The sequence below is a fragment of the Streptomyces sp. AgN23 genome, assembly GCF_001598115.1.
GTDB lineage: Bacteria > Actinomycetota > Actinomycetes > Streptomycetales > Streptomycetaceae > Streptomyces > Streptomyces antimycoticus.
On record NZ_CP007153.1, the window covers coordinates 1710313 to 1735892 of the forward strand.

A 25580-nucleotide genomic window follows, 5' to 3' on the forward strand; every position below is an offset into this window, starting at 1 on the left:
TCACTCCCCTCGGGTGTCGAGCCTGCTGAGCAGGAAGTCACGTACGGCATGGTGGTCCGCAGAACGGTAGGCGGCGGCCGCGAGGGCGTCCTCGGCGGGTGGGTACTGCGGATTGGGAATGGCCACCACGGTCATCCCGGCGGCCGCGGCGGCGCGCAGTCCGTTGCTGGAGTCCTCCACCGCCAGACAGCGCTCCGGGTCCACGCCGAGGGCGCGGGCGGCGGCCAGATAGACGTCCGGGCTCGGCTTTCCGCGCTCCACCTCGGCGCTGGAGACGGTCGCCTTGAAGTGGTGGTCGACACCATGGTGGACGAGGACGGCGTCGATGACCCGGCGCGGCGCGGAGGAGGCGAGCGCGATGGGCGCGAGCTCGGCCGTGGCGGTGATCATCTCTCGCGCTCCGGGCAGCAGGCCGATGCGGCCGTCCGCCAGCGCCTGGACCATGCCGTCGACGACGACCTCCTCGGTGCCGGCCGCGGAGTCACCCGCCCCGCAGAACCGGGTGAGGTACGCGGCCCACTCGGGGGCGCTCATCCCCTGGACGTCGCGCGTTTGTTCCGGACCCCACTGACGGCCGCGTGCGGCGGCGTACGCGGCCCACAGCTCTTCCCACAGATGCTCGCTCTCCACCAGTACGCCGTCCATGTCGAAGACCACTGCGTCGGCCATGCGTACCCCTGATCTCCTGGCTGATGATCTCTGGCTGTGCCGGAACACCGAGGGGTGTCTGTTGCACCTCGCGGTGCCCGTTGCACCCGGCGGTGCCCGTTGCACCCGGCGGTGTCCGGCACAGCGAAATTAACATTGGCTGCGTGAGTTGTCACTGGTTCTATGTGAGAAACGAACACGGCAGGATGGGGGCATGACTACTCCCCCGTCGTCGCGCGGCGCGCGGCAGCAGCGGCACCAACTGATCGTCGACCACGTTCTGGCCCGGGGGGACGCCACCGTCGCCGAACTGGTCGAGCTGACCGGCGTCAGCCTGATGACGGTCCACCGGGACATCGCCGAGCTGGCGGACCGCGGCATCCTGCGCAAGTACCACGGCGGCGTCTCCGCGCAGCCCTCGATGGTCTTCGAGTCCAGTTCGGACTTCCGGCTGCACGCGCACACCGACGAGAAGCGGGCCCTGGCCCGCGCCGCCCTGCCGTTCGTGGCCCCGGGGATGTCGGTGATGCTGGACGACTCGACCTCGGCGCTGGCCCTGGCGCGGCTGTTGCCCGAGGTGGGGCCGCTGACCGTGGTGACCAACTACCGCCAGATCACCGAGGAGCTGAGGGGCGCCGAGGGCATCCGGCTGATCTGCGTGGGCGGCGAGTACTCACGCACCCATGACTCATGGATCGGCCTGCCGGCGATGGACATGATCGGCGGCATCTCCGTCGATCTGAGCGTGCTCTCCACCTCCGCGATGACCGCCGGCATGACGTTCCATCAGGAGCAGGAGATCGTCAGCATCAAGCGGGCGACCCGGCAGGCGGGCGCGACCAGCGTGCTGCTCATGGACCACAGCAAGGTGGGCCGTCGCGCGCTGCACCGGCTGGAGGGCGTGGACTCCTTCGACCATGTCCTGCTGACCGGCCCGGTGGACGAGGAGCTGGTGCGGGAGATGCGGGAGCTGACGGATGTGCGGGTCATCGAGGCGGAGTAGTTACCACTCGATCCCGTTATCTTTACCAAGACTCTTGATATTTCTCTCGGCGCACTTGAGTATCTGCGGTCGTACTCCTTACATCACCGCAGAGTGGAGGTCGAGCGATGCCGAAACCCTTGATCCTGGGCTATCTGGGCGTACTCCTGTTCATGATCGGCGATGGTGTCGAAGCCGGGTTCATCGCCCCGTACATGGCCGACCACGGTGCGTCGACGGACGTACGGGCCGGCTACGTCATCACGGTGTACGGCATCGCCGTCATGCTGGCGTCGTGGTTCTCCGGTGCGCTCTGCCAGGTGTGGGGGCCACGCCGGGTGATGTGGACGGGCCTGGCGATTTGGGCCGTCTTCGACGCCGCGTACCTGCTCTTCGCGCTGGGTACCGAGAACTACCCGCTGATGTTGCTCTTCTACGGCATCCGGGGCTTCGGCTACCCGCTCTTCGCGTTCGGCTTCCTCGTCTGGATCACCAACACTGCGCCGAAGGCCCGGCTGGGCACCGCGGTCGGATGGTTCTACTTCGCCTTCACCGGCGGCCTGCCCACCCTCGGCTCGCTGTGGTCGAGCCTGACGATCCCCTCGTTCGGCCGCCTGGGCACGCTCTGGTCGGCGCTCGCCCTCATCCTCCTCGGCGGCGCCATCGCCCTGGTCGGCGCCCGCAGGCGGCCCGGCGGCGACCGGATGGCACCGCCGGAGGTCACCACCGGCCAGAGCCTGCTCAACTCCGTCTCCATCATCTGGACCCATCCGCGCGTGCTGGTGGGCTGCCTGGTCCGGGTCATCAACACGGCCCCGGAGTTCGGCATGCTGGTGTACCTGCCGCGGATCTTCTCCGACGACATCGGCTTCGGCGAGGACAAGTGGCTCCAGCTGCTGGCGATCATCTACGGCACCAACATCTTCTTCAACCTCATCTTCGGCGTCCTCTCCGACCGCATCGGCTGGCGCACGACCATCGCCGGCTTCGGCGCGCTGGGCTGCGCGATCAGCGTCACGACGCTGTACTTCGTACCGACCTGGCTCGGCGCGGACTACTACTGGGTCGCGGTGCTCGCGGGCATGTTCTACGGCGCCACCCTCGCCGGATTCGTCCCCATCTCGGCGCTCATCCCGTCGATGGCACCCGAGAACAAGGGCGGTTCGATGGCCCTGCTCAACCTGGGCGCGGGCGGTGCGGCCTTCGTCGGCCCGGCACTCGCCAGCCTCTTCTTCCCCCTCGTCGGCGCCGGCGGAGTCACCCTGATCTTCCTCGCCCTCTACCTGGTCGCCTTCGTGCTGACGCTCCTGCTGAAGCTCCCCGAGGAACGGGGTGACAAGCCCCCGGCCCTGGACACGACGACCGGCCGGCAGCCCCGTACGGACCCGGCCTCGACCACCACGTCCGCCTGAACCCCGCCGCGCCGGGGGCACCCGCACACCGGCCCGCCGCACCACGAGAGCGGCCGGGCCGGGCGGGTGTGGCAAAAACCCGTTGGGGGACCACAGCGGCCACTGCTACGTTTCTGGAGGCCGTGCGAGAAAACGAGGAGGTGGTACCCGTGGACACAGTATCGACATGGGTGCTCCCCTCCGGGGTCACGGTCGGGCGATAGGTCGTCCGGGAGCGCCGTTTCAGAGCCCTCCCGAAAGGCACGACCGTGCAATTCACTTCCGAACAGCGCCTCGACGACGGCGTCCTCGAGCGCGAATTCACCCTCGGCGGCATCCCCGGCATCCTGTGGACGCCCGCCTCCGCGTCCACCTCCGCACCGGTGCCGCTGATCCTGCTCGGCCCCGCTCCCCTCGGGCTGCGCAAGATGTACCCCCGACTGGTGGCCCGGGCCCAGCACTCCGCGGCGGAAGGCTTCGCCACGGCCACCATCGAGCTCCCCGGAAGCGGCGACCGGCCCCGTTGGCCCGCCGCCGAGCAGGCCCGCGCCGACCTGCGCCGGGCGGTGGAGGCCGGCGAGACGGTCAGCGACGAGATCGTCGACGCCTTCATCCTCCCGCTGGTCGAAAAGGCAGTCCCGGAATGGCAGGCCGCCCTGGACGCCCTCCTTTCGCTGCCCGAGATCGGCGGCCCGGTCGGGTACTCGGGGGGAGTGATCTCCATCGGCGTCCGACTGGCGGCAGTCGAACCGCGCATCGTGGCCGCCGGTCTCTTCGCCGGGAGTTTCGTGCCTCGCGCCATGTTCGAGGAGGCCCGGCAGGTCACTATTCCCCTGCACGTCCTGCTGCAGTGGGACGACGAAGGCAACGACCGGCAGGCGGCCCTGGACCTGTTCGACGCCTTCAGTTCCAAGGAGAAGTCCCTGCACGCCAACATGGGCGGGCACACCGGTGTCCCGCAGTTCGCGGGAGACGCCGCGGCCCAGTTCTTCACCCGACATCTGAAGTGAGCCCGGGCCGTCAGACCGGCAGCAGACAGTAGTTGATGTCGGCCGGCACACCGCTCATCGAGGACAGGCCCCGGCCCTCTTCCATGAGCGGTGGTCGGCACCCGTACCACCGCCCCGATCGCGGCGGTACCGACCATCGGCGGTACCGGCTGATCGGGGCGGCGCGGCACCCCGACCCCGCTCGCCCTCGCGCCGGAACACTGCGCGCGTACTCATCCCCGTACCTCCCCGCACGGCGACGTGTCCGGCGAGCTGAGCGCTTTGCCCAGCACCGCGCAGCCCGCCCTGCGGTCGTCGTCGGACGAGCCCGTAGCGGCCAGCGCGTCATCGTGGGCACGCCCCTGTACATGGCCCCTGAGCAGGCCCGCGGTTTCCCGGAGCCGCGCAGCGACCTGTACGCGCTCGGATGGCTGCTCTCGGTGCCGTCGCGCGGCAGGGCACGGTGGTGTCAGCGGGCGGTCGGGACATAGGTGAGGCCGAGGACGCCGTTGGTGAGCCGCTTGACGTCGATCAGGTCGAAGTCCGTGGTGTCGATCCCGTCGTAGAGCCGTTCGCCGCTGCCGGCGATGACCGGGAACAGCCAGAACAGATACTCGTCGACCAGCCCGTGCTCGAGCAGTGTCCGGCTGAACGAGCCGCCGGTGCCGACCTTGAGGATGTCGCCGCCCGGCTGTTCCTTCAGCTTGCGTACGGCGTCGACGACGTCGTCCCCGAGCAGCGTGGCGTTCCACTTCACCTCGGTGAGGGTGCGCGACGCCACGTGCTTGGGGATGGTGTTCATCCGGACCGCGTAGTCGCCGAACGCCTCCTCCATGGTCGGCCACACCTCGGCGTGGTTCTCGTAACTGACCCGCCCGTAGAGGAGCGCGTCGACGGAGAAGAGCAGGTCCCTGGACAGCTGCTCGAACTCGCCGGCCCACCGCGTGGGGAGCCAGTCCTGGGGCGTGCTGATCTGGCCGTCCAGGGTGATTACCGCCTGCTCGATGATCTTCCGCACGGTCATTGCTCCTTGCCGGTCGTTGTCGCGTGGTCGACGTGTCGTCGCGTGGTCGACGTGTCGAGAGTGCAGACCGGTCGGAGCGAGAGAACTCATCGGTCCGGCGACGCCGTTGGCAACCGTGGCGCCGGTCCGCCGGGGCGCCCGCCTTCCCTCCGGCTGTCCCTGGTGTCGCTCCCTGCCAAACGGCGATCTTCGCGAGATGCTGCTGAGCCTGGCCCGGCCCGCCGGGCCAGCAGTCCCTTACGAGGAGCCCCCATGGCAGCGTCGCCATCCACCGCCACCCCGACCGATGACGCGTACCGCTTCGACGACCTGACCGCCCTGTACGTCAACTGCACCCTCAAACCGTCTCCGCAGCGGAGCAACACCCAGGGGCTGATCGACAGAAGTCGCGCGATCATGGACGCGCACGGGGTCACCACGGACGAGTTCCGGGCCGTCGACCACGACATCGCGACGGGCATCTACCCGGACATGACCGAACACGGATTCGCCACCGACGCCTGGCCGACGCTCTACGAGCGGGTGATGGCGGCGGACATCCTCGTGCTGGCGGGGCCGATCTGGCTCGGTGACAACAGCTCGGTGACCAAGCGGGTGATCGAACGTCTCTACGCCTGCTCGAGCCTGCTCAACGACAGGGGCCAGTACGCCTTTTACGGACGCATCGGCGGCTGCCTGATCACAGGCAACGAGGACGGTGTGAAGCACTGCGCGATGAACGTCCTCTACAGCCTCCAGCACCTCGGCTACACCATCCCGCCCCAGGCCGACGCGGGCTGGATCGGCGCGGTGGGACCGGGGCCGTCGTATCTGGACCCGAATTCGGGCGGCCCGGAGAACGACTTCACCAACCGCAACACCGCCTTCATGACCTGGAACCTGATGCATCTGGGGGCCATGCTCAAGCGTGCCGACGGCATCCCCGCCCACGGCAACCAGCGCTCCGAATGGGAAGCGGGCTGCCGCTTCGACTACCCCAACCCCGACTACCGCTGAGGTTGCCGAGGATCTCTCCGAGAGGGCCGCCGACCGGCCCGGCCTCTCGACGAGAATCGGTACCTCACGAGGGCGGCCGGTACTCGCCGAGGATCCCCTCCGCAGTGCGGGCATCCTCGGCCTCGACCTTCAGCGCTTCGTCGATCACCCGTCGCAGGCTTCCGCCCGGGATCACGACCGCACCGCTGGCGTCGGCGTAGACATAGTCCCCGGGGACCACGCATACGCCACCCACTTCCACCGCGACGTTGACAGCATAGGGCATGGCGATGTCGCCGCCCCACCGAGTCGCCTCTCCCCGGCACCAGGTCGCGAAGCCGTAGGCGCCCAGTTGGTCGAAGTCGCGCAGCCGCCCGTCCGCCAGGACTCCGGCGGCATGGGTGTGTTCGAGCCTGGAGAGCTTCGTTCCACCGCCGTGGGATACGTCGGAATAGCCTCCACTGGACAGCACCAGCACGGTGCCCGCCGGACGGTCGCCCACCGCCTGGCCGAAGAGATCGCCGAACTCGGCGTGCGGGATGTCGTCGCGGTAGGGCAGATAGGTAATCGTGGCGGCCGGCCCGAACAGCTTGCGTGGCGCGGGGCTGACGAGGCCGACGATATGCGCCCGGTGACCGTGGACCCGGCCCATGGCGTCGACCAGCGATGCGCAGGACACGCGGTCGGGCACGGGTTTCAGATCGCTGGCCACCGTCGCTTCCTCCCTCTCACCACAACACCCGACGATTCCCTCTATACCGGACACATCATGTGGCCCATGCTAGTCACCCGTCCACACCGTGGCAGCTCGGCGACGAGGCGCGGAACACCGGGGACGACCAGCCCCTCCCCGGCAGGCACACGTTTTTGCATGGCGGTCGCAAGACTGGGAGAATTGCGAATAACCCGGACATCAGATCCGGAGGGAGTTCCGCATGGACTCGTCCGAAGCACCGGGGATGCAATTCGGCATCTTCACGGTCGGTGACGTCACGACCGACCCCACGACCGGGACCGCCCCCACCGAGGCGGAGCGCATCCGGGCCACCGTCGCCATCGCGCGCAAGGCCGAGGAGGCCGGACTCGACGTCTTCGCCACCGGCGAGCACCACAACCCGCCCTTCGTACCCTCCTCGCCGACGACGCTGCTCGGCTATATCGCCGGGCAGACCGAGCGCATCATCCTGTCGACCTCGACCACGCTGATCACGACCAACGACCCGGTCAAGATTGCCGAGGACTTCAGCGTGCTCCAGCACCTGTCCGGCGGTCGTACGGACGTCATGCTGGGACGAGGAAACACCGGGCCCGTCTATCCGTGGTTCGGGCAGGACATCCGCCAAGCCGTCCCCCTGACCGTCGAGCACTACGGTCTGCTGCGCCGCCTGTGGCGCGAGGAGGTGGTGGACTGGGAGGGCAAGCTGCGTTCCGCCCTCCAGGGCTTCACTCTGGTGCCACGGCCACTGGACGACATCCCGCCCTTCGTCTGGCACGGCTCCATCCGCACTCCCGAAGTGGCGGAGCTGGCGGCCTATTTCGGGGACGGATTCTTCGCCAACCACATCTTCTGGCCCACCTCCCATACGCAGTCGATGGTGCGGATGTACCGCCGACGCTTCGCGCACTACGGTCACGGCGCCCCGGAACAGGCCATCGTCGGCCTGGGTGGGCAGGTGTTCATGCGACGCAACAGCCAGGAGGCGGTCGACGAGTTCCGGCCGTACTTCGACAATGCCCCGGTCTACGGACACGGCCCCTCCCTGGAGGACTTCACGACGCTCACGCCGTTGACGGTCGGCTCACCGGCCCAGGTCATCGAGCGCACGCTGGGTTTCCGCGACTACACCGGCGACTACCAGCGCCAGCTCTTCCTCGTCGACCACGCCGGTCTCCCCCTCAAAACGGTGCTCGAACAGCTCGATCTGCTCGGTGAGGAAGTGGTGCCGGTGCTCCGCAAGGAGTTCGCCGTCGGCAGGCCGGCCGACGTCCCGCCGGCCCCGACGCACGAGTCCCTGCTCCGCGCCCGTAGGAGCGAGGAAAAGCCGCCGTCCGACGAGGAAGAGGGACCGGAAGCGCGATGAAATTGGCGATCATCACCGGCGGTCTGCGCGAGCCGTCCTCGACGCGGCTCCTCGCGGACCGGCTGGCGACGGCTGTGACCAGGGAACTCGAACAACACGGCGAACAGGTCGAGGCGTCATTCGTGGAACTCCGTCCTCTGGGCCACCTCATCATGGACGCGATGCTGACGGGTTTCACCAAGGACGAACTGGAATCCGCCTTCCGCACGGTCGCCGACGCCGACGGCATCATCGCCGTCACACCCGCCTTCAACGCCTCCTTCAGCGGGCTGTTCAAGTCCTTCTTCGATGTACTGCCGGAACAGACGCTTTCGGACCTGCCCGTCCTCATCGGCGCGACGGGCGGAACCGAGCGGCACTCGCTGGTCCTCGAACACGCGCTGCGCCCGATGCTCACCTATCTGCACGCGATCGTCTCCCCCCGTGCCGTTTACGCCGCCACCAGCGATTTCGGCTCCCCGACAGGCGCCGCCCTGGCGGAACGCATCACCGACGCCGCGGCCGACTTCTCCCGTCTGCTGCGGGCCTGCGGTCCACGGGTACGTCGCGAACCGGCGGACGAAGACCTCGCCTCCATGCAGCGGCTGCTCGGCGACACGACCGGCGTGGGACCCGGCCGGCCGACGGATCCGACATGAAGCGCAAAGGCCAAGGGCCGGGAGGCTGTCCCACTCGACGCCTCCCGACCGATGGATGTGCCGTGGGTGCTGCTCGGGGTGGCCGGTCAGGGCAGGATCTCGACGTACCCGTCGGTTCCGTGCACGCGGATCCGCTGCCCGTCCCGGATCAGCCGGGTGGCCCGCTCCACTCCCACGACGGCCGGCAAGCCGTACTCCCGGGCGATCACCGCGCCATGGGTCATCAGGCCACCCACCTCCGTCACCAGGCCCGCGATTCCGACGAACAGCGGCGACCAGCTCGGGTCCGTGAAGGCGGTGACCAGGATGTCGCCCGCCTCGAGATCGGCCTCCCCCATATCGAGGATGACGCGGGCCCGTCCCTCGATGGTCCCGGCGGAAACCGGCAGGCCGATCAGGGCGCCGGCCGGCGCGTCGTCGCGCCGGTACGCCCCGGTGACGGCCTCACCGTCCGAGGTGAGCACCCGGGGCGGGGTGAGCGCGTGGTACGACCGGAACGCGTCCTTGCGCCGCTGGATGAGCCGGTCATCCACCTGGTGCGAGCGCACGACGTCGTGGAGTTCCTGGAACGTGAGGTAGAAGATGTCCTCCTGTTCAGGAAGCACACCTGCCTCCACGAGGCGCTCGGCCTCCGCCAGCAGGGCCCGCTTGTAGACGAAGTAGCGGCTGATGATGCCGTACTTGGGGTACTCCCGGTACCCGATGAAGGTTCTGACCCGGTCGATCATCCGCTTGGCCTCGTCGGCTTTCCGGTCTCCGTCCGGCAGGGCCCGCAAGCGTGACAGTACGTCCCGTTCCTTCTCCCGCGCCTTCTGCCGCCCTTGCTCGAAGCGCCGCCCGGCGGCGCCCGGCTCGAAGTTCCTGACGTTGTCGAGAATCACGGGCACGAGCGTGGTGGGGCGTTCGCGCCACCGTGGCCTCGTGATGTCGATCTCGCCGACGCAGCGCATGCCGTACCGGTCGAGGTAGGACTCGATGGCGTCGCGCGCTTCGGCCCCGCCCGCGACCTTCGCCAGCTCGTCCAGGAAGGCGTCGTCCTCGATGGACTCGACGCCCCGCAGGAACGCCACCACCTCCGGATGCGGGCGGATCACATCCGCGACGTCGAGCAGCGCCAGTCCCATCTCCGATGTGACGTTGTCGGGGGCGGACAGCGTGAGCGTGTCGGCCGCGTTCTTCTCGCCCAGCCACTCCCGCAGCGTGTCGTTGAGCCACCACGTGGCCTCCATCCCCGCCATGATCGCCTGCATGCTCAGCGGATCCGTGAGGACGCGCTTGTGCTCCTCGAAGGCCTCCCGCAGGAAGTCGAACAGCGCCGGTCCGGTCTTCGTCCGGATATCGCGCTCCAGGGCGGCGATGGACGTCCGGCTGCGCTCGATCAGCCCGGTGACGATGGCCGGATCGGTCTCGATCGGAGCGGACGCGCCGCGGGCCGGGGGCCCGCCGGGACCCGCGTCCGGGAGTGACGGGACGAAATCATCGCGTTCGAGGACGGTCTCCAGAGCGTCCCTGATCAGCGGATCGCCTCTGCCCACGACGTCCAGGAGGGCGGCGCGGCTCGCGGGCGAGGCCAGGCGCCGGGTGGCGTCGACGAACAGCCTCCCGCCGGCCTCGTGCATCGGCGCCATGGCCGTCAGCTGCCATACGGAGATCCCCAGGGGCTTCATGGGGTCGGTCATCATCTGCTGATGGCCCACCGAGAGGTAGACGTGATTCTCCTGGTCGCCGCTCTCGGGGATGGGGAACAGTGTCGTGATCGGCCGGCTCTGGACGATCTGGAAGTCATCGTCGACCAGGCACCATTCGATGTCCTGCGGGCGGCCGAAGTGTGCTTCGATCCGCCGCCCGAGTTCCACGAGCCGCACGACCTGCGCGTCCGTCAGCGCCGGCTGCTCCTGCCGCCGCGCGTCGATCGCCGCTTCCCGCGTACCGCCGTCCGGCAGGGCGTGGACGGCACGCTGTTTGGCGGCGATCGTCCTGGCGACGATTTCGCCGTGTCGCACCGTGAAGACGTCCGGGTTCACCAGGCCGGAGACCAGAGCCTCGCCGAGCCCGAAGCCGGCGTCCACGGTGGCGACCTTACGGTTGCCCGTGACGGGGTCGGCCGTGAACAGGATGCCGGCCGCATCCGGGAAGACCATCCGCTGCACGACCACGGCCATGTGGACCGTACGGTGGTCGATGCCGCCGCGCCGACGATAGGTCACCGCCCGCTCGGTGAACAGCGAGGCCCAGCACCGGCTGATGTGCTGGAGGATCGCCGTCGGCCCCACGACGTTCAGGTACGTGTCCTGCTGGCCGGCGAAGGAGGCCGTCGGCAGATCCTCCGCCGTCGCGCTGGACCGGACGGCGTAGGCGGCTTGTTCGCCGTGCCGGCCGAGCGCGCGGGTGATCGCCCCCGCGAGATCGCCCGGGATCGCAATCCCTTCGATGGTCCGACGAATCCGCGCGCTGAGCGTGCGGATCGCCTCCCGGTCGTCCGGGTTCACGCGCGACAACTGATCGAGCTGATCGTCGATCGACGGCACTTCCGCCATGATCCGCCGGAAGGCGTCCGTCGTCACGCAGAAGCCATCCGGCACCCGGATGCCCTCGATCCGCGACAGCCCGCCCAGGTGCCCGCCCTTGCCCCCGACGACCGCGACCTGCGTCTCGGCAACCTCGCGGAGATCCAACACGTACCGCTCACTCATCGCGAGACCTCCGGGGCAGCCGTGCTCGGCCGCACCGCGAGCCGGTCCCACCGCTGGTCCGACGTCATCGCGTCCCCCATACGTCGACAACAACACACGTACGTCGTGCCCCCATTTCCGCAGGTTGTGGCATCGGCCGACGATTGTGCGCCATGCCCCGGGGCTTGCGGCAAGCCCCCCGGCGCGCTATATGTTGAAAGTGGCAAGGAGAGAGTGTTTCTCCTTGCCTTTGCCTTTGCCGTCCATGGGAACCGACCAGCTTCTCCGCGAAGCGGCGACGCACCGCGTAGACGGTCGCCGTAGCTCGGATCGGTCGGCACCCAGCGTTCCCCGGCACGGTGTCCCCTTCACAGACACGAGCCACATGGGCGCCGAGCACTCCCGCGGCCACGGGGAAGCGATGGTCCTGCACGGCTCCGACGAACTGGCCGTCCACGGGACCGCGAAGCGTCGGTCGTCGTCCTCGCATACGCGGTCCGCGGTCAAGCGGTCAGCACCGCGCCCGCCTACGACAACCACTTCGTCTCCATCGTCACGATCAAGGACCGAGAGATCACGCACTGGCGCGACTGCCGCAACCCCGTCGCCGTGTTCGACGCCATGGGCCGGCCGACTCCCCGCGAGTGAACGTCGAAGGGTGCGGCGCCGTCCGCCGCGAGCTGCGCCGCACGGCGCAGCCACGCCGGATCGGCCCGGGTCAGGGCCGTCCGCGCGGCCAGTCGCCAACCGATCTCGTACGCCGCGCCCGGTTGACGCGAGGCGCACTCCCGTCCATCCCGCGGTCTTCGCGCACCCGCCCTCGGATCCCCGCATCAGGGCAGCGCCTCCATCAGGGCGGCGCGTATCAGGCCGGCGCCTGACGTTCGCCGTCCACGCCCGCATCGGACGGCGCGGCGAGCGCGACCGCGATCACGGCGGCGTACGGCCGTCCGCCCGTCCCCGGCACGCCGCCGTGAGCGGCCTGCCGGGTGCCCGTGCGCGGTGCTGAACCGATGCCTGCACGGTTCAGCGATGGCTGGGAGAGCCGGGTGCGGTACGCGGCCGGGAAGGCGAGAGACGACCTCGGGTCAGGCGCCGTGCTCGTCCGGCCGGACGGCGTCGTCGCCTGGGCAGGTGAGCGCCACCCGGACCGTGAGGCGTTCGAGCGGGCCGCGGTCCAGTGGTTCGGCAGCCCCGGTGCTTGAGGTAGCTCCCCCGTGCCCTTCGCGCGCGCCGTCGAAGGTGGCGTGCGCGGATCACGGGGAGACGGTGGCGGCAGGCGGGGTCCACCGGTGGGTGCGGGGCACCGTGCCGGGGATGCCGTAGTCCTTCTTGAGCTGCTCGGGGATGGCGTAGTGCATCACGCGTCCGCGGGTGAGGGAGGACAGTTCGAGGATGGTGGTGAGGTGGCCGAGGCGGTCCAGCGCCCAGGCCCCGAGCGGGGAGCGGTCCTCGATGGTCTCCAGTACACCGAGAAGGTGGGGCACGGCCTTGACGACGGTGTCCCAGGGGGTGCGCGACACCTGGAGCCAGTCGGCGCAGGTGTCGCCGACAAGGTGGCGGATGAGGGCGGAGACGATCGGGTCGAAGAAGGTCCCGGGCACGACCTCCTCGTAGAGGTCGATGAGCTGCCGGGTCAGATGCGCGCCTTCCTCCGTCGGCCCCATGTGCCGGACCATGTACAGGTCGAGGAACCGGCGGGCGTCGTCGAGAGTCGTGGGGACGACGTCCTGGTCGACGCCGAGCATGGCTCCGACCACGCGCCAGGCGTAGTAATACGCCTCCGCGCCCTCCGTCGACATGTGGATGCCGAGGCGGTGCAGGCTGTCCAGGACCAGCAGGGAGAAGAACATCTGCCCGCCGATCATGTCCTCCTGGCAGATCGGCGTCCCGAGCGCGTCGGTGTCCCAGTGGTTCTCCCGCCTCAGGTGGTGGCGGATGGAGGCGTGCAGCAGGCGGACCTTCTGGGCGGCGGGGATGAAGCGGCTGCCGGCCTCGAAGGCGCCGGGCTGCATCAGATAGACGGTGAACTGGCCGGTCTCCGCCATGCGTTTGGAGGGGTACTTCAGCCCGTGGGTGGCCGACAGCAGCTTGGCCACCTGCGGGACGAGGTAGCACGCGGGCATGGAGGCGAAGGACAGCGCGGTGGAGATGTGCACGTTGTTGTCGATGAAGAACAGCCGGGCCTTCTCCATCTCCCCCCAGTCCACCCAGGCCGGCGGGGCGCTGGTGGCCCGAAGGTACTCGCGGGCGACATCGGGCAGCCCGTCCGGCAAGGGAGCGCCGACGGTGGAGACATAGCGCATCAGGGTGTTGAACTTCCCCACCTCCCCGCGCTCGAAGAGGGTGGCGACGGTGGCGTCGGCGAGTTCGTCACCGGCCTGCCGCAGGGCGTCCATCGATGCCTCGGTGTAGGTCATGACGGGACTCCTTGTCATTGACGGGTCGTCCACGACACAGGCGGGAGCGGCGGCCGTCCCGCCTGTGCGGGGGGGGTCAGGACAGGCGGACCGCCGCCGAACGCGCCAGCGCGGTCAGGGCAGCGGCGGCGTACGGGGGTGTGTCCAGCTCGTGCAGGGCGTCGAGGGCCTCCTCGACCCGCGCGGTGATCATGGCCTCGATACGGTCCGGGGCCTTCAGCCGGGACATCACCTCGCGGACCACGTCCAGACCCTCCGCATCCAGATCGCGTCGGCCGAGGAGGGCGCTCAGCCGCTCCCGCTCACCGTCACCGGCGATGCGCCAGGTCTCCGCCAGCAGAGCCGTGGGCCGGTGGCCGCGCACATCGTCGGCGTTTTCCTTGCCGGTGCGTTCCGGGTCTCCGAACAGGCCGAGCAGGTCGTCCCGGAGCTGGAACGCCTCGCCCAGCGGCAACCCGTACGCGGAGTAGCCCTCGCGCAGCCGCCGGCCGGCCCCGGCCAGGGCGCCACCGATCAACAGGGGCTGCTCGACGGTGTACTTGGCGGTCTTGTACCGGATCACCTTCAGCGACGCCGTGGTGTCCGGATCGGCCCCGGTCCGCAGGATCTCCAGGCACTCCCCCGCGATCAGCTCCCGGGCCAGCACCGACCACAGCGGGCGGGCCCGTGCCAGGTACGCGGCGGGCAGACCGCTGGTGGCGAACAGCTGCCCGGCCAGCGACATCAGCAGGTCGCCCACCAGCATCGCCAGCGACCTGGCGGCGGCGACGGCACGCGGCCGACGGCGTACGGCGGCGCGCAGGGCGATATGCGCCGTGGGCCGGCCATGCCGCAGCGGACTGTCGTCGATGAGATCGTCATGCACCACCGCGGCGGCATGCACCAGCTCCATCGAGGCCGCCGCCCGCACAAGCGCATCGCTGTCCGGCTGCCCCACCGCGCGCCAGCCCCAGTAGCAGAACGCCGCCCGCAGCCGCTTGCCGTCGGCGACTGCCGCCTCCAACTGCCCGGCCACGGGGCCCAGGGCCGGGTCGATCGCCGATAACTGCTCGGCCTCCTGGGCGACGAAGCCGTGCAGCACCTCGTCGACGCGGGTCTTGAACGCGACCGGCCTCCAGCGGTCGGACCCCCACCGATCAGACATCGCCGGCGGCCCGCCGGGCCAGCGCGTGCCGGGCGAGAATCTCCAGGTGGGCCGGGGGGACGGCCGCGGTATGCCGATCCAGCGCCAGGCGCCCGCGTGCCATCAGATCGTGCTCGGCCTCCGCCGCCAGCTCCGCGGCATCCGAGCGGCGCAGCAACCCCCGCGCCGCCCCCAGCACCGAACCCAGCGTGCTCACCGCCAGATCGGCCAGCCCGGCCGCCAGCAGCACCGCCCGCTCGTCCAGTCCCCCGCGTCGTCCCGTGCCTTGCGCCATCCCATCCCCCACCCTCAGCCGCCGGTCACACGCCGTGCTGGCCAGCGTGGCATCACACCGGGCATATGAAGGGAACAACTCACGATCGAGTGACGGCATCGCTCGTGCGTACGGACTGCTCCTTCCGTCAGGGGCCGGGCGATCACGGCCCGGCGCACCCCCCTAGCCGCGGGGGCTGCTGATCCGTTCCGGCTGGATCACATAGAGCACCCGGACTTGATCGCGGCCACCGAACCATGGGTAGGGCCCACCGAGGTACTTCTGCGCGAGCGCCTCGCTGTGTTCGGCCGCTCCCTCGGTGGTCACCCGCACCACACGGCCGCGGATCCGGACGTAGGAGGCGGGCTGCGCGGCGGGGTCCACGGCCGGCTGGCCGCGGGCGAGCTCGGCTTCTTCTGGCCCGCCGAGCCGGCCGAACGAGGGCGCGCCCGGCGCCGTGAGAAGACGCGGAAGCCGACGCCGCGGGCAAGCGCGGGCATGGGCCGCTCGGAGGGGCTCGCCGGCGCCTGCCTGATGCTGTGGGAGCTGCGGCGCGGGCAGCGTGCGGCGCCGCCGCCGTGGCTGTACGGCTGGACCCCGGACCCGGTGGCGGAGCGCATTGTGGCGCGGATGGACGAATACGCCGAGCGCTGGCACGCGCTGCCCGACGGCGGCAGCCTCACCGTCGGCTGGACCTGCGAGCCGGCGGCGTGGGCGAGAAGGCCCGCACGGCGGACGGCCGCCCAGCGCCGCCGCTGATCGTGGCGCGGCGACCGGGCACCACGCCCGATTCGCCACGCTCCGGGGTCCAGTGACCGGGGTCGGGGACGGGGCCGGGGACGGGGCCGGGGCCGGGGCCGGCCGCAGGGAGCCGACCCCGGTGGGCCGGGCCCGTCAGGGGGCGATCCCCACACCGTCGATCCTGCTCCACGCCCGCTCCTGCGCCGCGGTCATGGCGGGCCAGCCGAGCCCGCCCGGCCGGGGACGGACCCGCGAGGCGTAGGGCGAGGGGTGGAAGGCGGAGTCGTAGAAGCAACCGCTTCCGTAGATCTCGTCGAAGGCACCGCAGGAGGCCGCGATCGAGGACGGGGTCGGCTTACGGCCGGAGCGCACCCACGTGTCCAGCGCCGAGATCGAGTTGGCGTACTCGGAGTCGCTCAACGCACTGTGCTCGGTCTCCTTGGTGAACGTCTGGACGAGGTTTCCGCCCCGGCCGACACCCCGGAGAGTGGCCCGGTAGGCCGCCTCGTGCTCCACGAAGGCCGTCGGGTCGTCGATCGCGTGCAGGGTGAGGACCGGAAGGGAAACCCTGCCGGTGAGGTCGCTGTCGTAGGAGAGGTCGCGGCGGGCGGCGGGATCGGCCGAGAACCGCTCGACACCCGCGTTGAGCGCCTCGTCGTCGTGTGAACCCGAGTACCACACACCCCGGTTGCCGAACGGATTACGGCCGCCGAGCCGGTTCCACACGATGTCCCGGAAGGTGAAGGTCGAGAACTGCAGATGCGATGCGAGTGAGCGCTCCGGGACGCGGGTGACGGCGAGGATGTCGTCGAGGTTGCGCTGCTGCGCCGCGGTCCGGTCCGCGGGGTCGGACGCGTAGCCGGTGCACTCCTGCAGACGGGCGCGGAGCCCGGTGTTCGTCAGGGTGGAGTCCGGGCGCAGCCCCTGCCACAGCGGGTATTGCGGCTCCGTCGGCCGGGGATGGTTGTGGCAGTAGTACTGGTAGACCACCCGCAGGTCGACGCGGTAGTCGTAGCCGCGCGAGCCGCCGCCGAGGACACCGCTGGTCAGCAGCGCCCCGTCGTAGGCCCCGGGCTGTGTGCCGTAGGTTTCCGCGACCTTCGCGGCGACGTTGCCGCCCCAGGACTGGCCGTGGATGTACGTCCGCTTCGGCTTGCCGAACCGTGCGAGGAACAGGCGGCGTACGTTCTCGGTGTCGGCGGCGGCCATCCGGGTTCCGTAGCCACCGCGGCGGTAGGAGGAGCCGGCCCAGGCATATCCCTGGTCGACCATCACCGCCCAGCGCTCCAGGTCGTCGACACTGCGGGACGGGTCGGAGGAGTCGCCGAGATCGGGTCCGCCGTGTGCGTGCACGACGAGGGATCCGTTCCAGTGCGTGGGCACCGCGATCGTGTAGTACGCCCCGTTGGTGTCCTGGCCGGTGTAGCAGTTCGCCTTCCCGGCCAGCTTGGCCGGGCAGGCGGCGGCCTCGGGCTGGGTGGTCCGGGCGTGGCCGGTGGGTGCGTTGCCGAGGGCGCCGAGGGACACGGCCGCGAGCACGGCCGCCAGTACCGCTGGACGGCGTCGGCGGTGGGAGGCCCACCAGGAGACATGCGTGGGCGCGTCAGATGTGTTCAAGGAGTGGCTCCTATCGTGCTCCGCGCGAAGCTGCGCTGCGCACGGGGATGCTAGGAACCGCAGGGGGCGAGCGCCATGCCGTCGATCATTGCGTTCATATTGTTCGCCGGGTGCGCCGATGACGACGGCGGCGATGAGGTCAGGAGGACGCGCGGACCACGGGGCGTGGCTCGATCACCGTCGCGCCCGTTCCGGCACCGGCCATCTGGGCCGCGACCTGCCCCCGCCGGAGCTTGAGGATCACCGACCACGGCGCGGTCGGCGACGGGCGGACGATGAACACCGCGGCGTTCCGGGCCGCCATCGCCGCCTGCCACCGGGCGGGCGGCGGCCAGGTCGCCGTCCCCGAGGGCCGCTTCCTCACCGGAGCGATCCATCTGGGCAGCCGGGTGGATCCGCATGTCACCGCGGGCGCCACCATCGCCTTCAGCCCCGATCGGCGGCGAGGAGGGGACGCTGCCGGTGTCCGTGCGGAACATCCATATGGACCGTATGGCCATCGACGGCGCCCAGACCGTGCTGCGGCTGGTCGGCCTGGACGCCGACCACCTGCGCGGCGTACACCTCTCCCGCTCCGCCTTCAGCGGTATCCGCAACCCCGACAGCATCGCCTGCACCGACGACCTCACGTTCCGGCGGGTCATCGTCAACGGCCAGGAAGTGCCACCCCTGCCACACCCCTGATCGGCGCGCGGCCGGGAGCCATCGGCCGGGCTACTCGAACCGTGCCGTGTCACCCGCCCCCCGGCGTACGATCTCGGCCTCGCCGCTGGAGAAGTCGATGACCGTGGTCGGCTCGGTGCCGCAGTCCCCCGAGTCGACCACGGCGTCCACCACATGGTCGAGCCGTTCCTTGATCTCCCAGCCCTGCGTCATCGGCTCGTCCTCGTCGGGGAGCAGCAGGGTGCTGGAGAGCAGCGGCTCACCGAGTTCGGCGAGCAGGGCCTGGGTGACGACATGGTCGGGGATCCGGACTCCGACCGTCTTCTTCTTCGGATGCGGAAGCTGACGCGGTACCTCCTTCGTCGCCGGGAGGATGAAGGTGTAACTGCCGGGCGTCGCTGCCTTGATCGCGCGGAACACGTCCTTGTCGATATGCACGAACTGGCCCAGCTGCGCGAAGTTCTGGCACATCAGGGTGAAGTGGTGACGGTCGTCGAGGTTGCGAATCGACCGGATTTGATTGATTCCGTCACGATTGCCCATCTGGCATCCCAGCGCGAAGCAGGAGTCCGTCGGATAGGCGACCAGCCCGCCGGAGCGGATCCTGTCGGCCACATTGCTGATGGTGCGCTGCTGAGGGTTATCGGGATGCACATCGAAATACTTCGCCATCCACCGAGCCTACGTGCACCGCCGGTACGTCTCGACCTCGGTCGCCTGATCGGCCGCGCCACGATGGCCGGGCGGCGCTCGCGGCGACCGTGGCCTGGACCGTATGGAGGTCGAGACCCGCGGCCAGGCTGGTGTCGGAGGGGCCCGGGCCGTGCGGGTGCAGCAACGGGACGATGCCCACCGAGCGGCCGTCCTCGTCCAGCGACCGGCCCATGTGCTTGACCGTGCGCAGGACCGGCGAACGGTCGTCGATGGTCAGACGGGGCAGCCGCCGTCCCGGCCGTTGTCACCCGGACCGTGCGCGACACGGCGGCGGTGCTCGACGCGGTGAGCGGTGGCGCGCCCGGAGACCTGGGTGGCCCCGCGCCACTTCCGCCGGGCGGCCCGGCCGCGATGGCCGGCCGTGATCCGGGGCGGCGGCGGGTCGGTGTCCTCGCCCATGCGCCCGACCACGCGCCGCAGGTGGCGGATGAGGTGCGGGAGGCCGTTCTCGACACGGCCCGGATACTCGAACGGCTCGGCCACGAGGTCGAGGAGGCGTATCCGGCACGCATGCTCGAACCCCGGTGCCTCGAGGCGTTCTTCGACGCGCCGAGTGTCACCGCGGTACCGAGCGTCGAGACCTCGACCAGGGAACTCGGCGAGGAGCCGGGCCCCGACGACCTCGACCCCGTCACCTGGCTCCGGGTGCGGCGCGGGCGCGAGATCACCGGGCTGGAACTCGCCGGCGCGCTGGTCCGGCAGAACGGGCTCCGGGCCGCCATGGCCCACTGGTGGCAGGAGTTCGACCCGCCGCTGAGCCCCGTGTTCGCCACACCGCCGGGGCCGGTGGGGTGGCCGTGGCGGGAGCCGGACGGCCGCCAGAAGTCGGTGGACGCGCTCACCTTCACCGCCGTTCAACACCACCGGCCAGCCCGTGATCGCGGTACCGGCGGCGCTGAACGAGTCCGGCGAGCCCATCGGCATCCAGCTGGCGGCGGCCTACGGACGGGAGGACCTGCTGGTGTCCGTGGCCGCGCGGCCGGCGGCGGAGCGCCCCTGGGCGTCACATCGGCCCCAGGTCTTCCCGGCCGAGGGGATGCAGCACTCCTCGATGGGATGGTTCAGTCCGCCAGGGCCCGGCGGTAGACCGCTGGATCGACGTTGCCGCCCGACGCCACGAGCGCCACGGTCCTGCCCCGAACGTCCACCTTCCCGGACAGCAGGGCCGCCAGGGACGCGGCGCCGCCCGGCTCGACCACGATCTTGAGGAGGCGGTGGGCCGTGTTCATGGCGGCCAGGGCTTCCTCGTCGGTGACGGACAGTCCGGTCACATCGTGGTGGCGCAGGACGGCCAGCGGGCGCGCACCGGCCGCCGGGCCGGAGATGGCGTCCATGAGGCCGCCGGGCGGGTGGGGGTTGGCGCATACGCGGCCGGTCGCCAGCGACCGGGCCATCTTGTCGAAGCCCGCCGGTTCGACGATGTGGTGCGCCAGGCCGGGGAACGCGTGGTGAAGCGCGGTGATCACACCCGCGGCCAGCCCGCCGCCACTGCAGTTCACCAGGACCACCTCCGGGGTCAGACCCAGCTCGCGCGCCTGCTCGGCCATCTCCAGGCCGACCGTGCCCTGCCCGGCCATGACCCCGGGGTCGTCGAAGGGCGGGATCAGCGTCATGCCACGCGCCTCAAGGATCTTCCGGGCGACCTCTTCCCGGTCCTCGGTCCGCGGGTCGTACAGGACCGTCTCGGCGCCCCACCAGCGGCAGTTGTCGACCTTGATACGCGGGGCGTCCTGCGGCATGACGATGACCGCGGGACAACCGGCGAGCCGAGCCGCGGCGGCCACGCCCTGCCCGTGGTTGCCGGCCGAGTAGGCCACGATCCCGGCCCGGCGCGCCTCCTCGTCCAGGGTGAGCAGGGCGTTGAGGGCCCCGCGCACCTTGAACGAGCCGGTCAGCTGCAGGCATTCGGCCTTGATCAGGACGCGGGCGCCGACGAGCTCGTCCAGCATCGGGGAGTTCAGCAACGGCGTCCGGACCACGTGGCCGGCCAGGCGCCGCGCGGCCTCGTGGATGGCGTCCATGCCGAATCCGGGCACGATGCCGTCCGCGACGGCCGCCACGTTCACTTCCGAGGGCTCGGGCGGACGCGCCCCCTGCTCCCCGGTTCGGTTGTGGATCTCGGACAACGGTGGGTGTCCTCTCGCGTGGTCGGGGCGGGGTCCTGCACCGGCAGGGTACGCGTGTTGTATTCCTTCCGCCCGTGTCGTCAGGGTGCGAACGCGCGGCGCACGGTGGCGGCCAGGCTGTCGCGGTGGCGCTGCTGATCGGCTGCGGGATCGGCCGTTCTCGCGGCGCAGGTGAGGCCGGTTGGTGACCAGGTCATGGCCGGCCCGCCCGGTCGCCCGAGAGACGACCGGACAAGGCCGGCCCGGCGGTTGTGTCAGGCGGGCGGCCAGTTGCGCAGGGCCAGGTCGGCCACCTGCCGCAGGTCGTCGCGGGGGGCGCCGCCGACGGCCTGGACGGCGATGCCGTTCGCCACGGTCATGAGGTAGCGGGCGAGCAGTTCGGGATCGGTGTCCGGGGGCAGATCGCCTTCGCCGACGGCCCGCTGGAACCGGTCACGGAGGTGGGAGACGCCCTCGTCGCGCCAGGCGACGAGGGCCTCGCGGGCGTTGCGACCAGGGGCGCCGACGGCGAGGGAGCCTTGGACTCCGAGACATCCGGCGGGGCAGTCGGGGCGGGTGGTGGCCCGGACGGAGCCGTCCAGGAACGCGGTGGCCACCTGCCGGGCGGTCGGCTCCCGCAGGGCCCGGGCCGCGTACGAGGCGGGGCCTTCGGTGTAGCGCTCCAGCGCCCTGCGGAACAGGTCCTCCTTGTTGCCGAAGGCCGCGTACATGCTGGTGCGGGTGATGCCCATGGCGCTGGTCAGGTCGGTGAGGCTGGCGCCTTCGTAGCCCTGTTCCCAGAAGACCCGCATGGCGCGTTCGAGGGCCTCGTCGGCGTCGAATCCTCGCGGCCGGCCGATCGACGCCTTCCGGTGCGTATCCATGTCCCCCACCCTATCTCTTCCGCACCGGTCGGTACGGAAGTGCTACGGCCTTATTCGGTACCGATCGGTACCGAATTCTGGGGAGGTCATTCTCATGGGACAGCTCGAAGGCAAGACCGCCGTCGTGACCGGAGGCGGCACCGGCATCGGCCTGGCCACCGCCGTACGGCTGGAGCTCGCTGGAGGACCACCGCTTCCTCCTGGCCGCCCGTCTCGGCCTGCTCACGCTCGGCCTGCTGCCGAGTGCGCAGCGCACACCGGCTGACAACGGCCACTCAGCCCCCGGCCCGTGACGCTTCCCTGACGTCGCCCGCGGCCGGACCCGAGGCGCGGAAGGTGCGCCGGTACGCCGACGGGGCCACCCCCGCCTCCGCCGCCAGGTGCCGCCGCAGCGAGGTGGCGGTGGCGAAGCCGACCTCGTGGGCGACCCGTTCCACCGGCAGATCGCTGGACTCCAGCAGATGCCGCGCCCGCCGCAGCCGCTGCTGGGTCAGCCAGCGGCCGGGGCTCAGGCCGGTCTCCTCCCGAAAGCGCCGGGCGAAGGTGCGGGTGCTCATCGCCGCGTGCGCGGCCAGCTCGTCCAGCGACAGCGGCAGTTCCAGCCGCCGCAGCGCCCAGTCGCGGGTCGGCCCGGTGCCGGTTTCGCTCGCCGGTGGCAGCGGCCGCTCGATGTACTGCGCCTGCCCGCCGTCCCGGTAGGGCGGCACGACGCAGCAGCGGGCGACATGGTTGGCCACCTCGCTGCCGTGGTCCTGGCGCACCAGGTGCAGGCAGACATCGACACCACTCGCCGCCCCCGCGGAGGTCAGCACATCACCGTGGTCGATGAAGAGCACACCGGCGTCCAGCTCGACCTGGGGAAACAGCTCCTGGAAGTGGCCGGTGAGCGCCCAGTGGGTGGTGGCCCGGCGCCCGTCCAGAAGACCGGCGGCGGCCAGTAGGAAGGCGCCGGTGCAGATGGACACCAGCCGGGTGCCGGGGCGGACACGGGCCAGGGCGGCGAGGGCCCGCGGGTCCGGGGCGGCGGCCGAGGCGCGGGTGATCGCGTACGGCGGGATGACCACCGTATCCGCCTCGGCCAGCACCTCCGGGCCGTGGCCGGGGGTGACGGTCAGATCCGAGTCGGTACGCACGGGCCGCCCGTCCACGCTCGCGGACAGCACCTCGTAGCGGCCGTCGGCGGAGCCCAAAACCCGGTGCGGGATGCCGAGTTCGAAGGGATAGACGCCGTCGAGAGCGAGGACGACGACCTTGTGGGCGCCGGGCCGCGGCTCCGGGCGCATCCGGCGGTCCAGTTCGGCCGCGCGGGCGGCGAGCTCACGGGCCCGGGAGGGCGCGGCGGACGCGGCGGACGCCGGGCGGGCGGTCGGAGTGGTGCGGGCGCCGGGAACGGAGCGGGCGGCAGGGTCGATGGGCATGGCAGGAATGTATCGGAGGCTGACCTTCTGGCCATCGCCCCGGGCCGGACCGTACGGCCAGGATCGAGCCATGACTTCGACGGACACCCCTACGACGGACACCCCTACGACGGGGACCCCTTCGGCGGATACCCCTTCGGCGGACACCCCCGAGCACCTCGACTCCCCGGCCCCGGCGGCCGCCACGGACACCCCGCACCCCCCGGCCCCGGACGGCGCCCCCGTGATGCTCGCCCTGCACCAGACGGCCCTCGGCGGCCCCGAGGTCCTGCGGCTGACCGAGCTGCCGCGGCCCGCGCCCGGCCCCGGGGAGATCCTCGTCGCCGTACACGCGGCCGGACTCAACCCCACGGACTTCAAGCACCGCGCCCTGAGCATCTTCCTGCCGCCCCCGCCGCTGACCCTCGGCTGGGACGTCTCCGGCACCGTGGTGGAGACCGGCTTCGGCGTCACCCTCTTCCAGCCCGGTGACGAGGTGTTCGGCATGCTGCCCTACCCGTACGGGTCGGGCTCCCACGCCGAGTACGTGACCGGACCTGCCCGCGCCTTCGCCGCCAAGCCCGCCGGAATCGACCACGTCCAAGCGGCCGCGCTGCCGCTGGCCGCGCTCACCGCCTGGCAGGCCCTCGTCGAGACCGCGGACCTGCGGGCCGGGCAGCGGGTGCTGATCCACGCCGCGGCCGGCGGTGTCGGCCATCTCGCCGTACAGCTCGCCAAGGAGCGCGGCGCACATGTCACCGGGACGGCGAGCGCCCCCAAGCACGACTTCCTGCGCGGACTCGGCGCGGATGCCTGCGTCGACCACCACTCCGAGGACTTCACCGACACCGAGGAGCGCTACGACGTCGTCCTCGACGCCCTCGGCGGGGAGACCGCCACCCGTTCCGTGAGCGTACTCCGCCCCGGTGGCGTGCTCGTCTCCCTGCTGCCGGGCGCCGAGGACACCCGGGCCGCGGCGGAGCAGGCGCAGGTCCGCGCCGTCACCCTGCTCGTCGAGCACGACCATGCCGGGATGCGCGCCATCGCCGAGCTCGTCGAGCGGGGCAGGCTCCGCGCCCATGTCTCCGGCACCTTCCCGCTCGCCGAGGGCGCACGCGCCCACATCCAGGGGGAGATGGGCCGCACCACGGGCAAGTTGGTCATCACCGTGCGCTGAGGCGGGATGGCTCGGGGCCGTGCCGAGGCGCAGGAGGGCCGACCCACCGTGGCCGATCCGCATGGCGCCTCGCCCACCCGCTCACGATTCAGATACCGGCTCGGCTAGTTCCGCGGCCCAACGCGCTGCGTCCATCCCCGTGCGTACGGCCGGCGCGTAAGCCACGGAACGGCTGCTTCCATCGCTGGAGCACCCCGGTCCGCTCCCGATACGGCGTGTGGAGGCACCGTTGAGCACCGCCCCGAGCCCTCTGCCGGATCCGTGCCCGGCGCCCGCCGACCCGCCGAACCTGCCCCGGCGGAACACCCTCGCCGCCCCCGCCAGGCGCGACGCGGTCGGCACCGACTTCGACGGTTTCACCGCGGCCGTCGCCGATATCCACCGCCATCTGCTGCCCGACCCGGCGGGGCCGGGCGGCCGGACACCTTCCGGCCCCGAGCCAGGCCGGTCCCGACCGGTTCGCCGTGTCGGTGTGCCCGGTCGGCGGGCAGCGGTTCTCCGTCGGTGACTCCGGTACCCCCTTCGCGGTGTGCAGCCGGTGCGCAAACCGGTCAACTGCCTGATGGCGCGGGACGAGCACGGTCCGGAGGTGGTCCACCAGCCCGGCGGACACCAGCCCGGCGGGCACGGCTTCGCCGCGCCGACACTCACCCGTGACGGGCGCCCGCCCAACCCGTGACCAGCTCCGGGGCAGTCACGACCTGCTCGCTGCTGGAGTCGCGCCACCCCGCGACCAGGTTCACCCGGGTCCTGGACACCTGGCGGTGGCTGTACGGCGGCACCACCGCGCCCGAGCTCGACGAGGAGGGCTTCCACTCCGAGAAGAGCACCCTGATCCGCGACATCGCACACCAGTGCGGTGAAGGCGGTCGACCACACCACGGCCGGGACCCTGGTGTTCGACGCCACGCTGCTGCCGCTGCCCGAGCACCCCGGGCACCATCTGATCCTGCACCCCCCGGGCACCGACACCCAGCAGCGGCTGGAGGAGCTGATGCGGCGACGCAGCCTGGTGGCGGCACACCCAGGATGAACGGACACTGCCCGGCCCCCTGACCAAGCGGC

At 70.9% G+C, this 25580-nt stretch carries 25 protein-coding genes and 3 pseudogenes; 13 read left to right on the top strand and 15 right to left on the bottom strand.

Annotated features, from left to right (window positions below; genetic code table 11):
* Positions 1 to 669: an HAD family phosphatase gene (locus AS97_RS07525; RefSeq protein ID WP_079059230.1), complete on the bottom strand. Its 669-nt coding sequence runs from the start codon at positions 667 to 669 to the stop codon at positions 1 to 3.
* Between the two features lie 193 nt (positions 670 to 862).
* Here AS97_RS07525 and AS97_RS07530 point away from each other — a divergent pair, with 193 nt between their 5' ends.
* The 3 genes from AS97_RS07530 (at position 863) to AS97_RS07540 (ending at position 4031) form a co-directional block, all read left to right on the top strand.
* A complete protein-coding gene (locus AS97_RS07530; RefSeq protein WP_059142957.1) occupies positions 863 to 1651 on the top strand; it encodes a DeoR/GlpR family DNA-binding transcription regulator in 789 nt (262 codons plus the stop codon).
* Between the two features lie 107 nt (positions 1652 to 1758).
* Positions 1759 to 3042: an MFS transporter gene (locus AS97_RS07535; RefSeq protein WP_059142958.1), complete on the top strand. Its 1284-nt coding sequence runs from the start codon at positions 1759 to 1761 to the stop codon at positions 3040 to 3042.
* 248 nt (positions 3043 to 3290) lie between these two features.
* Positions 3291 to 4031 carry an alpha/beta hydrolase gene (locus tag AS97_RS07540; RefSeq protein ID WP_210564580.1) on the top strand — a complete coding sequence of 247 codons (741 nt, stop codon included), beginning with the start codon at positions 3291 to 3293 and terminating at the stop codon, positions 4029 to 4031.
* A 448-nt stretch (positions 4032 to 4479) separates the two neighbouring features.
* On the opposite strand, the gene AS97_RS07545 is transcribed toward AS97_RS07540, so the two are convergent.
* A complete protein-coding gene (locus tag AS97_RS07545; RefSeq protein WP_197710343.1) occupies positions 4480 to 5034 on the bottom strand; it encodes a dihydrofolate reductase family protein in 555 nt (184 codons plus the stop codon).
* Between the two features lie 252 nt (positions 5035 to 5286).
* Here AS97_RS07545 and AS97_RS07550 point away from each other — a divergent pair, with 252 nt between their 5' ends.
* The gene (locus tag AS97_RS07550; RefSeq protein WP_210564581.1) at positions 5287 to 6030 is read left to right on the top strand and encodes a flavodoxin family protein; all 744 of its coding nucleotides are present in this window, start codon (positions 5287 to 5289) and stop codon (positions 6028 to 6030) included.
* A gap of 64 nt (positions 6031 to 6094) precedes the next feature.
* Here the strand turns inward: AS97_RS07550 and AS97_RS07555 are convergent, their stop codons facing one another.
* Complete coding sequence (locus AS97_RS07555) at positions 6095 to 6721, bottom strand: RraA family protein (protein WP_210564582.1); 627 nt, start codon at positions 6719 to 6721, stop codon at positions 6095 to 6097.
* Between the two features lie 247 nt (positions 6722 to 6968).
* Between AS97_RS07555 and AS97_RS07560 the strand changes: the two genes are divergently transcribed.
* On the top strand, positions 6969 to 8090 hold the full coding sequence (locus AS97_RS07560; RefSeq protein WP_059143095.1) for an LLM class flavin-dependent oxidoreductase: 1122 nt from the start codon (positions 6969 to 6971) through the stop codon (positions 8088 to 8090).
* Positions 8087 to 8728, top strand: coding sequence for a CE1759 family FMN reductase (locus AS97_RS07565; RefSeq protein ID WP_059142961.1), 642 nt, complete (start codon positions 8087 to 8089; stop codon positions 8726 to 8728). Before AS97_RS07560 ends, AS97_RS07565 begins: the two co-directional genes overlap by 4 nt.
* Before the next feature lie 86 nt (positions 8729 to 8814).
* On the opposite strand, the gene rph is transcribed toward AS97_RS07565, so the two are convergent.
* Entirely contained in the window at positions 8815 to 11421 is a 2607-nt protein-coding gene (gene rph / locus AS97_RS07570) for a rifamycin-inactivating phosphotransferase (RefSeq protein ID WP_125757395.1), read from the bottom strand.
* A 1013-nt stretch (positions 11422 to 12434) separates the two neighbouring features.
* Between rph and AS97_RS07575 the strand changes: the two are divergent.
* Positions 12435 to 12605, top strand: a pseudogene (locus AS97_RS07575) (FAD-dependent oxidoreductase); the annotation flags it as partial.
* A 51-nt stretch (positions 12606 to 12656) separates the two neighbouring features.
* On the opposite strand, the gene AS97_RS07580 reads toward AS97_RS07575, so the two are convergent.
* The 3 genes from AS97_RS07580 to AS97_RS07590 form a co-directional block, all read right to left on the bottom strand.
* Positions 12657 to 13820: an oxygenase MpaB family protein gene (locus tag AS97_RS07580; RefSeq protein WP_125757393.1), complete on the bottom strand. Its 1164-nt coding sequence runs from the start codon at positions 13818 to 13820 to the stop codon at positions 12657 to 12659.
* Positions 13821 to 13896: 76 nt separating this feature from the next.
* On the bottom strand, positions 13897 to 14964 hold the full coding sequence (locus AS97_RS07585) for a polyprenyl synthetase family protein (protein WP_125757391.1): 1068 nt from the start codon (positions 14962 to 14964) through the stop codon (positions 13897 to 13899).
* Positions 14957 to 15238 (bottom strand): hypothetical protein, encoded by a 282-nt coding sequence (locus tag AS97_RS07590; RefSeq protein WP_059142965.1) that lies wholly within the window; start codon positions 15236 to 15238, stop codon positions 14957 to 14959. Before AS97_RS07590 ends, AS97_RS07585 begins: the two co-directional genes overlap by 8 nt.
* A gap of 216 nt (positions 15239 to 15454) precedes the next feature.
* On the opposite strand from AS97_RS07590, the gene AS97_RS07595 reads away from it, so the two are divergent.
* Complete coding sequence (locus AS97_RS07595) at positions 15455 to 15976, top strand: hypothetical protein (RefSeq protein WP_210564583.1); 522 nt, start codon at positions 15455 to 15457, stop codon at positions 15974 to 15976.
* Between the two features lie 135 nt (positions 15977 to 16111).
* On the opposite strand, the gene AS97_RS07600 is transcribed toward AS97_RS07595, so the two are convergent.
* Positions 16112 to 17575 carry a hypothetical protein gene (locus AS97_RS07600; protein ID WP_125757389.1) on the bottom strand — a complete coding sequence of 488 codons (1464 nt, stop codon included), beginning with the start codon at positions 17573 to 17575 and terminating at the stop codon, positions 16112 to 16114.
* Positions 17576 to 17714: 139 nt separating this feature from the next.
* Entirely contained in the window at positions 17715 to 17939 is a 225-nt protein-coding gene (locus tag AS97_RS46965; protein ID WP_247204266.1) for a hypothetical protein, read from the bottom strand.
* Positions 17940 to 18037: 98 nt separating this feature from the next.
* Between AS97_RS46965 and AS97_RS46970 the strand changes: the two genes are divergently transcribed.
* Positions 18038 to 18259 (top strand): hypothetical protein, encoded by a 222-nt coding sequence (locus tag AS97_RS46970; protein ID WP_247204267.1) that lies wholly within the window; start codon positions 18038 to 18040, stop codon positions 18257 to 18259.
* A 30-nt stretch (positions 18260 to 18289) separates the two neighbouring features.
* On the opposite strand, the gene AS97_RS07610 is transcribed toward AS97_RS46970, so the two are convergent.
* Positions 18290 to 18910 (bottom strand): L-threonylcarbamoyladenylate synthase, encoded by a 621-nt coding sequence (locus AS97_RS07610; RefSeq protein ID WP_059142969.1) that lies wholly within the window; start codon positions 18908 to 18910, stop codon positions 18290 to 18292.
* A 163-nt stretch (positions 18911 to 19073) separates the two neighbouring features.
* Positions 19074 to 19184: pseudogene (locus tag AS97_RS46975) on the bottom strand (Lrp/AsnC family transcriptional regulator); the annotation flags it as partial.
* A gap of 23 nt (positions 19185 to 19207) precedes the next feature.
* Here AS97_RS46975 and AS97_RS48920 point away from each other — a divergent pair.
* Complete coding sequence (locus AS97_RS48920) at positions 19208 to 20038, top strand: amidase family protein (protein ID WP_247204268.1); 831 nt, start codon at positions 19208 to 19210, stop codon at positions 20036 to 20038.
* Here AS97_RS48920 and AS97_RS07620 read toward each other — a convergent pair.
* Together AS97_RS07620 and AS97_RS07625 are read right to left on the bottom strand one after the other, a co-directional pair.
* A complete protein-coding gene (locus AS97_RS07620; RefSeq protein ID WP_210564584.1) occupies positions 20014 to 21078 on the bottom strand; it encodes a threonine/serine dehydratase in 1065 nt (354 codons plus the stop codon). The two genes, AS97_RS48920 and AS97_RS07620, sit on opposite strands and share 25 nt — an antisense overlap.
* Positions 21079 to 21332: 254 nt before the next feature.
* Positions 21333 to 21941, bottom strand: coding sequence for a TetR/AcrR family transcriptional regulator (locus AS97_RS07625; RefSeq protein WP_210564585.1), 609 nt, complete (start codon positions 21939 to 21941; stop codon positions 21333 to 21335).
* A gap of 94 nt (positions 21942 to 22035) precedes the next feature.
* On the opposite strand from AS97_RS07625, the pseudogene AS97_RS46980 reads away from it, so the two are divergent.
* Positions 22036 to 22113 (top strand): annotated as a pseudogene (locus tag AS97_RS46980) (short-chain dehydrogenase); the annotation flags it as partial.
* 103 nt (positions 22114 to 22216) lie between these two features.
* Here the strand turns inward: AS97_RS46980 and AS97_RS07630 are convergent.
* Positions 22217 to 23224 carry a helix-turn-helix domain-containing protein gene (locus AS97_RS07630; protein WP_125757407.1) on the bottom strand — a complete coding sequence of 336 codons (1008 nt, stop codon included), beginning with the start codon at positions 23222 to 23224 and terminating at the stop codon, positions 22217 to 22219.
* A 361-nt stretch (positions 23225 to 23585) separates the two neighbouring features.
* On the opposite strand from AS97_RS07630, the gene AS97_RS07635 reads away from it, so the two are divergent.
* Positions 23586 to 24515: an NADP-dependent oxidoreductase gene (locus AS97_RS07635; RefSeq protein WP_210567158.1), complete on the top strand. Its 930-nt coding sequence runs from the start codon at positions 23586 to 23588 to the stop codon at positions 24513 to 24515.
* A 647-nt stretch (positions 24516 to 25162) separates the two neighbouring features.
* Here AS97_RS07635 and AS97_RS07640 read toward each other — a convergent pair.
* Complete coding sequence (locus AS97_RS07640; protein ID WP_210564587.1) at positions 25163 to 25360, bottom strand: hypothetical protein; 198 nt, start codon at positions 25358 to 25360, stop codon at positions 25163 to 25165.
* 14 nt (positions 25361 to 25374) lie between these two features.
* Between AS97_RS07640 and AS97_RS07645 the strand changes: the two genes are divergently transcribed.
* Entirely contained in the window at positions 25375 to 25548 is a 174-nt protein-coding gene (locus AS97_RS07645; RefSeq protein ID WP_210564588.1) for a hypothetical protein, read from the top strand.
* Positions 25549 to 25580: the final 32 nt, after the last annotated feature.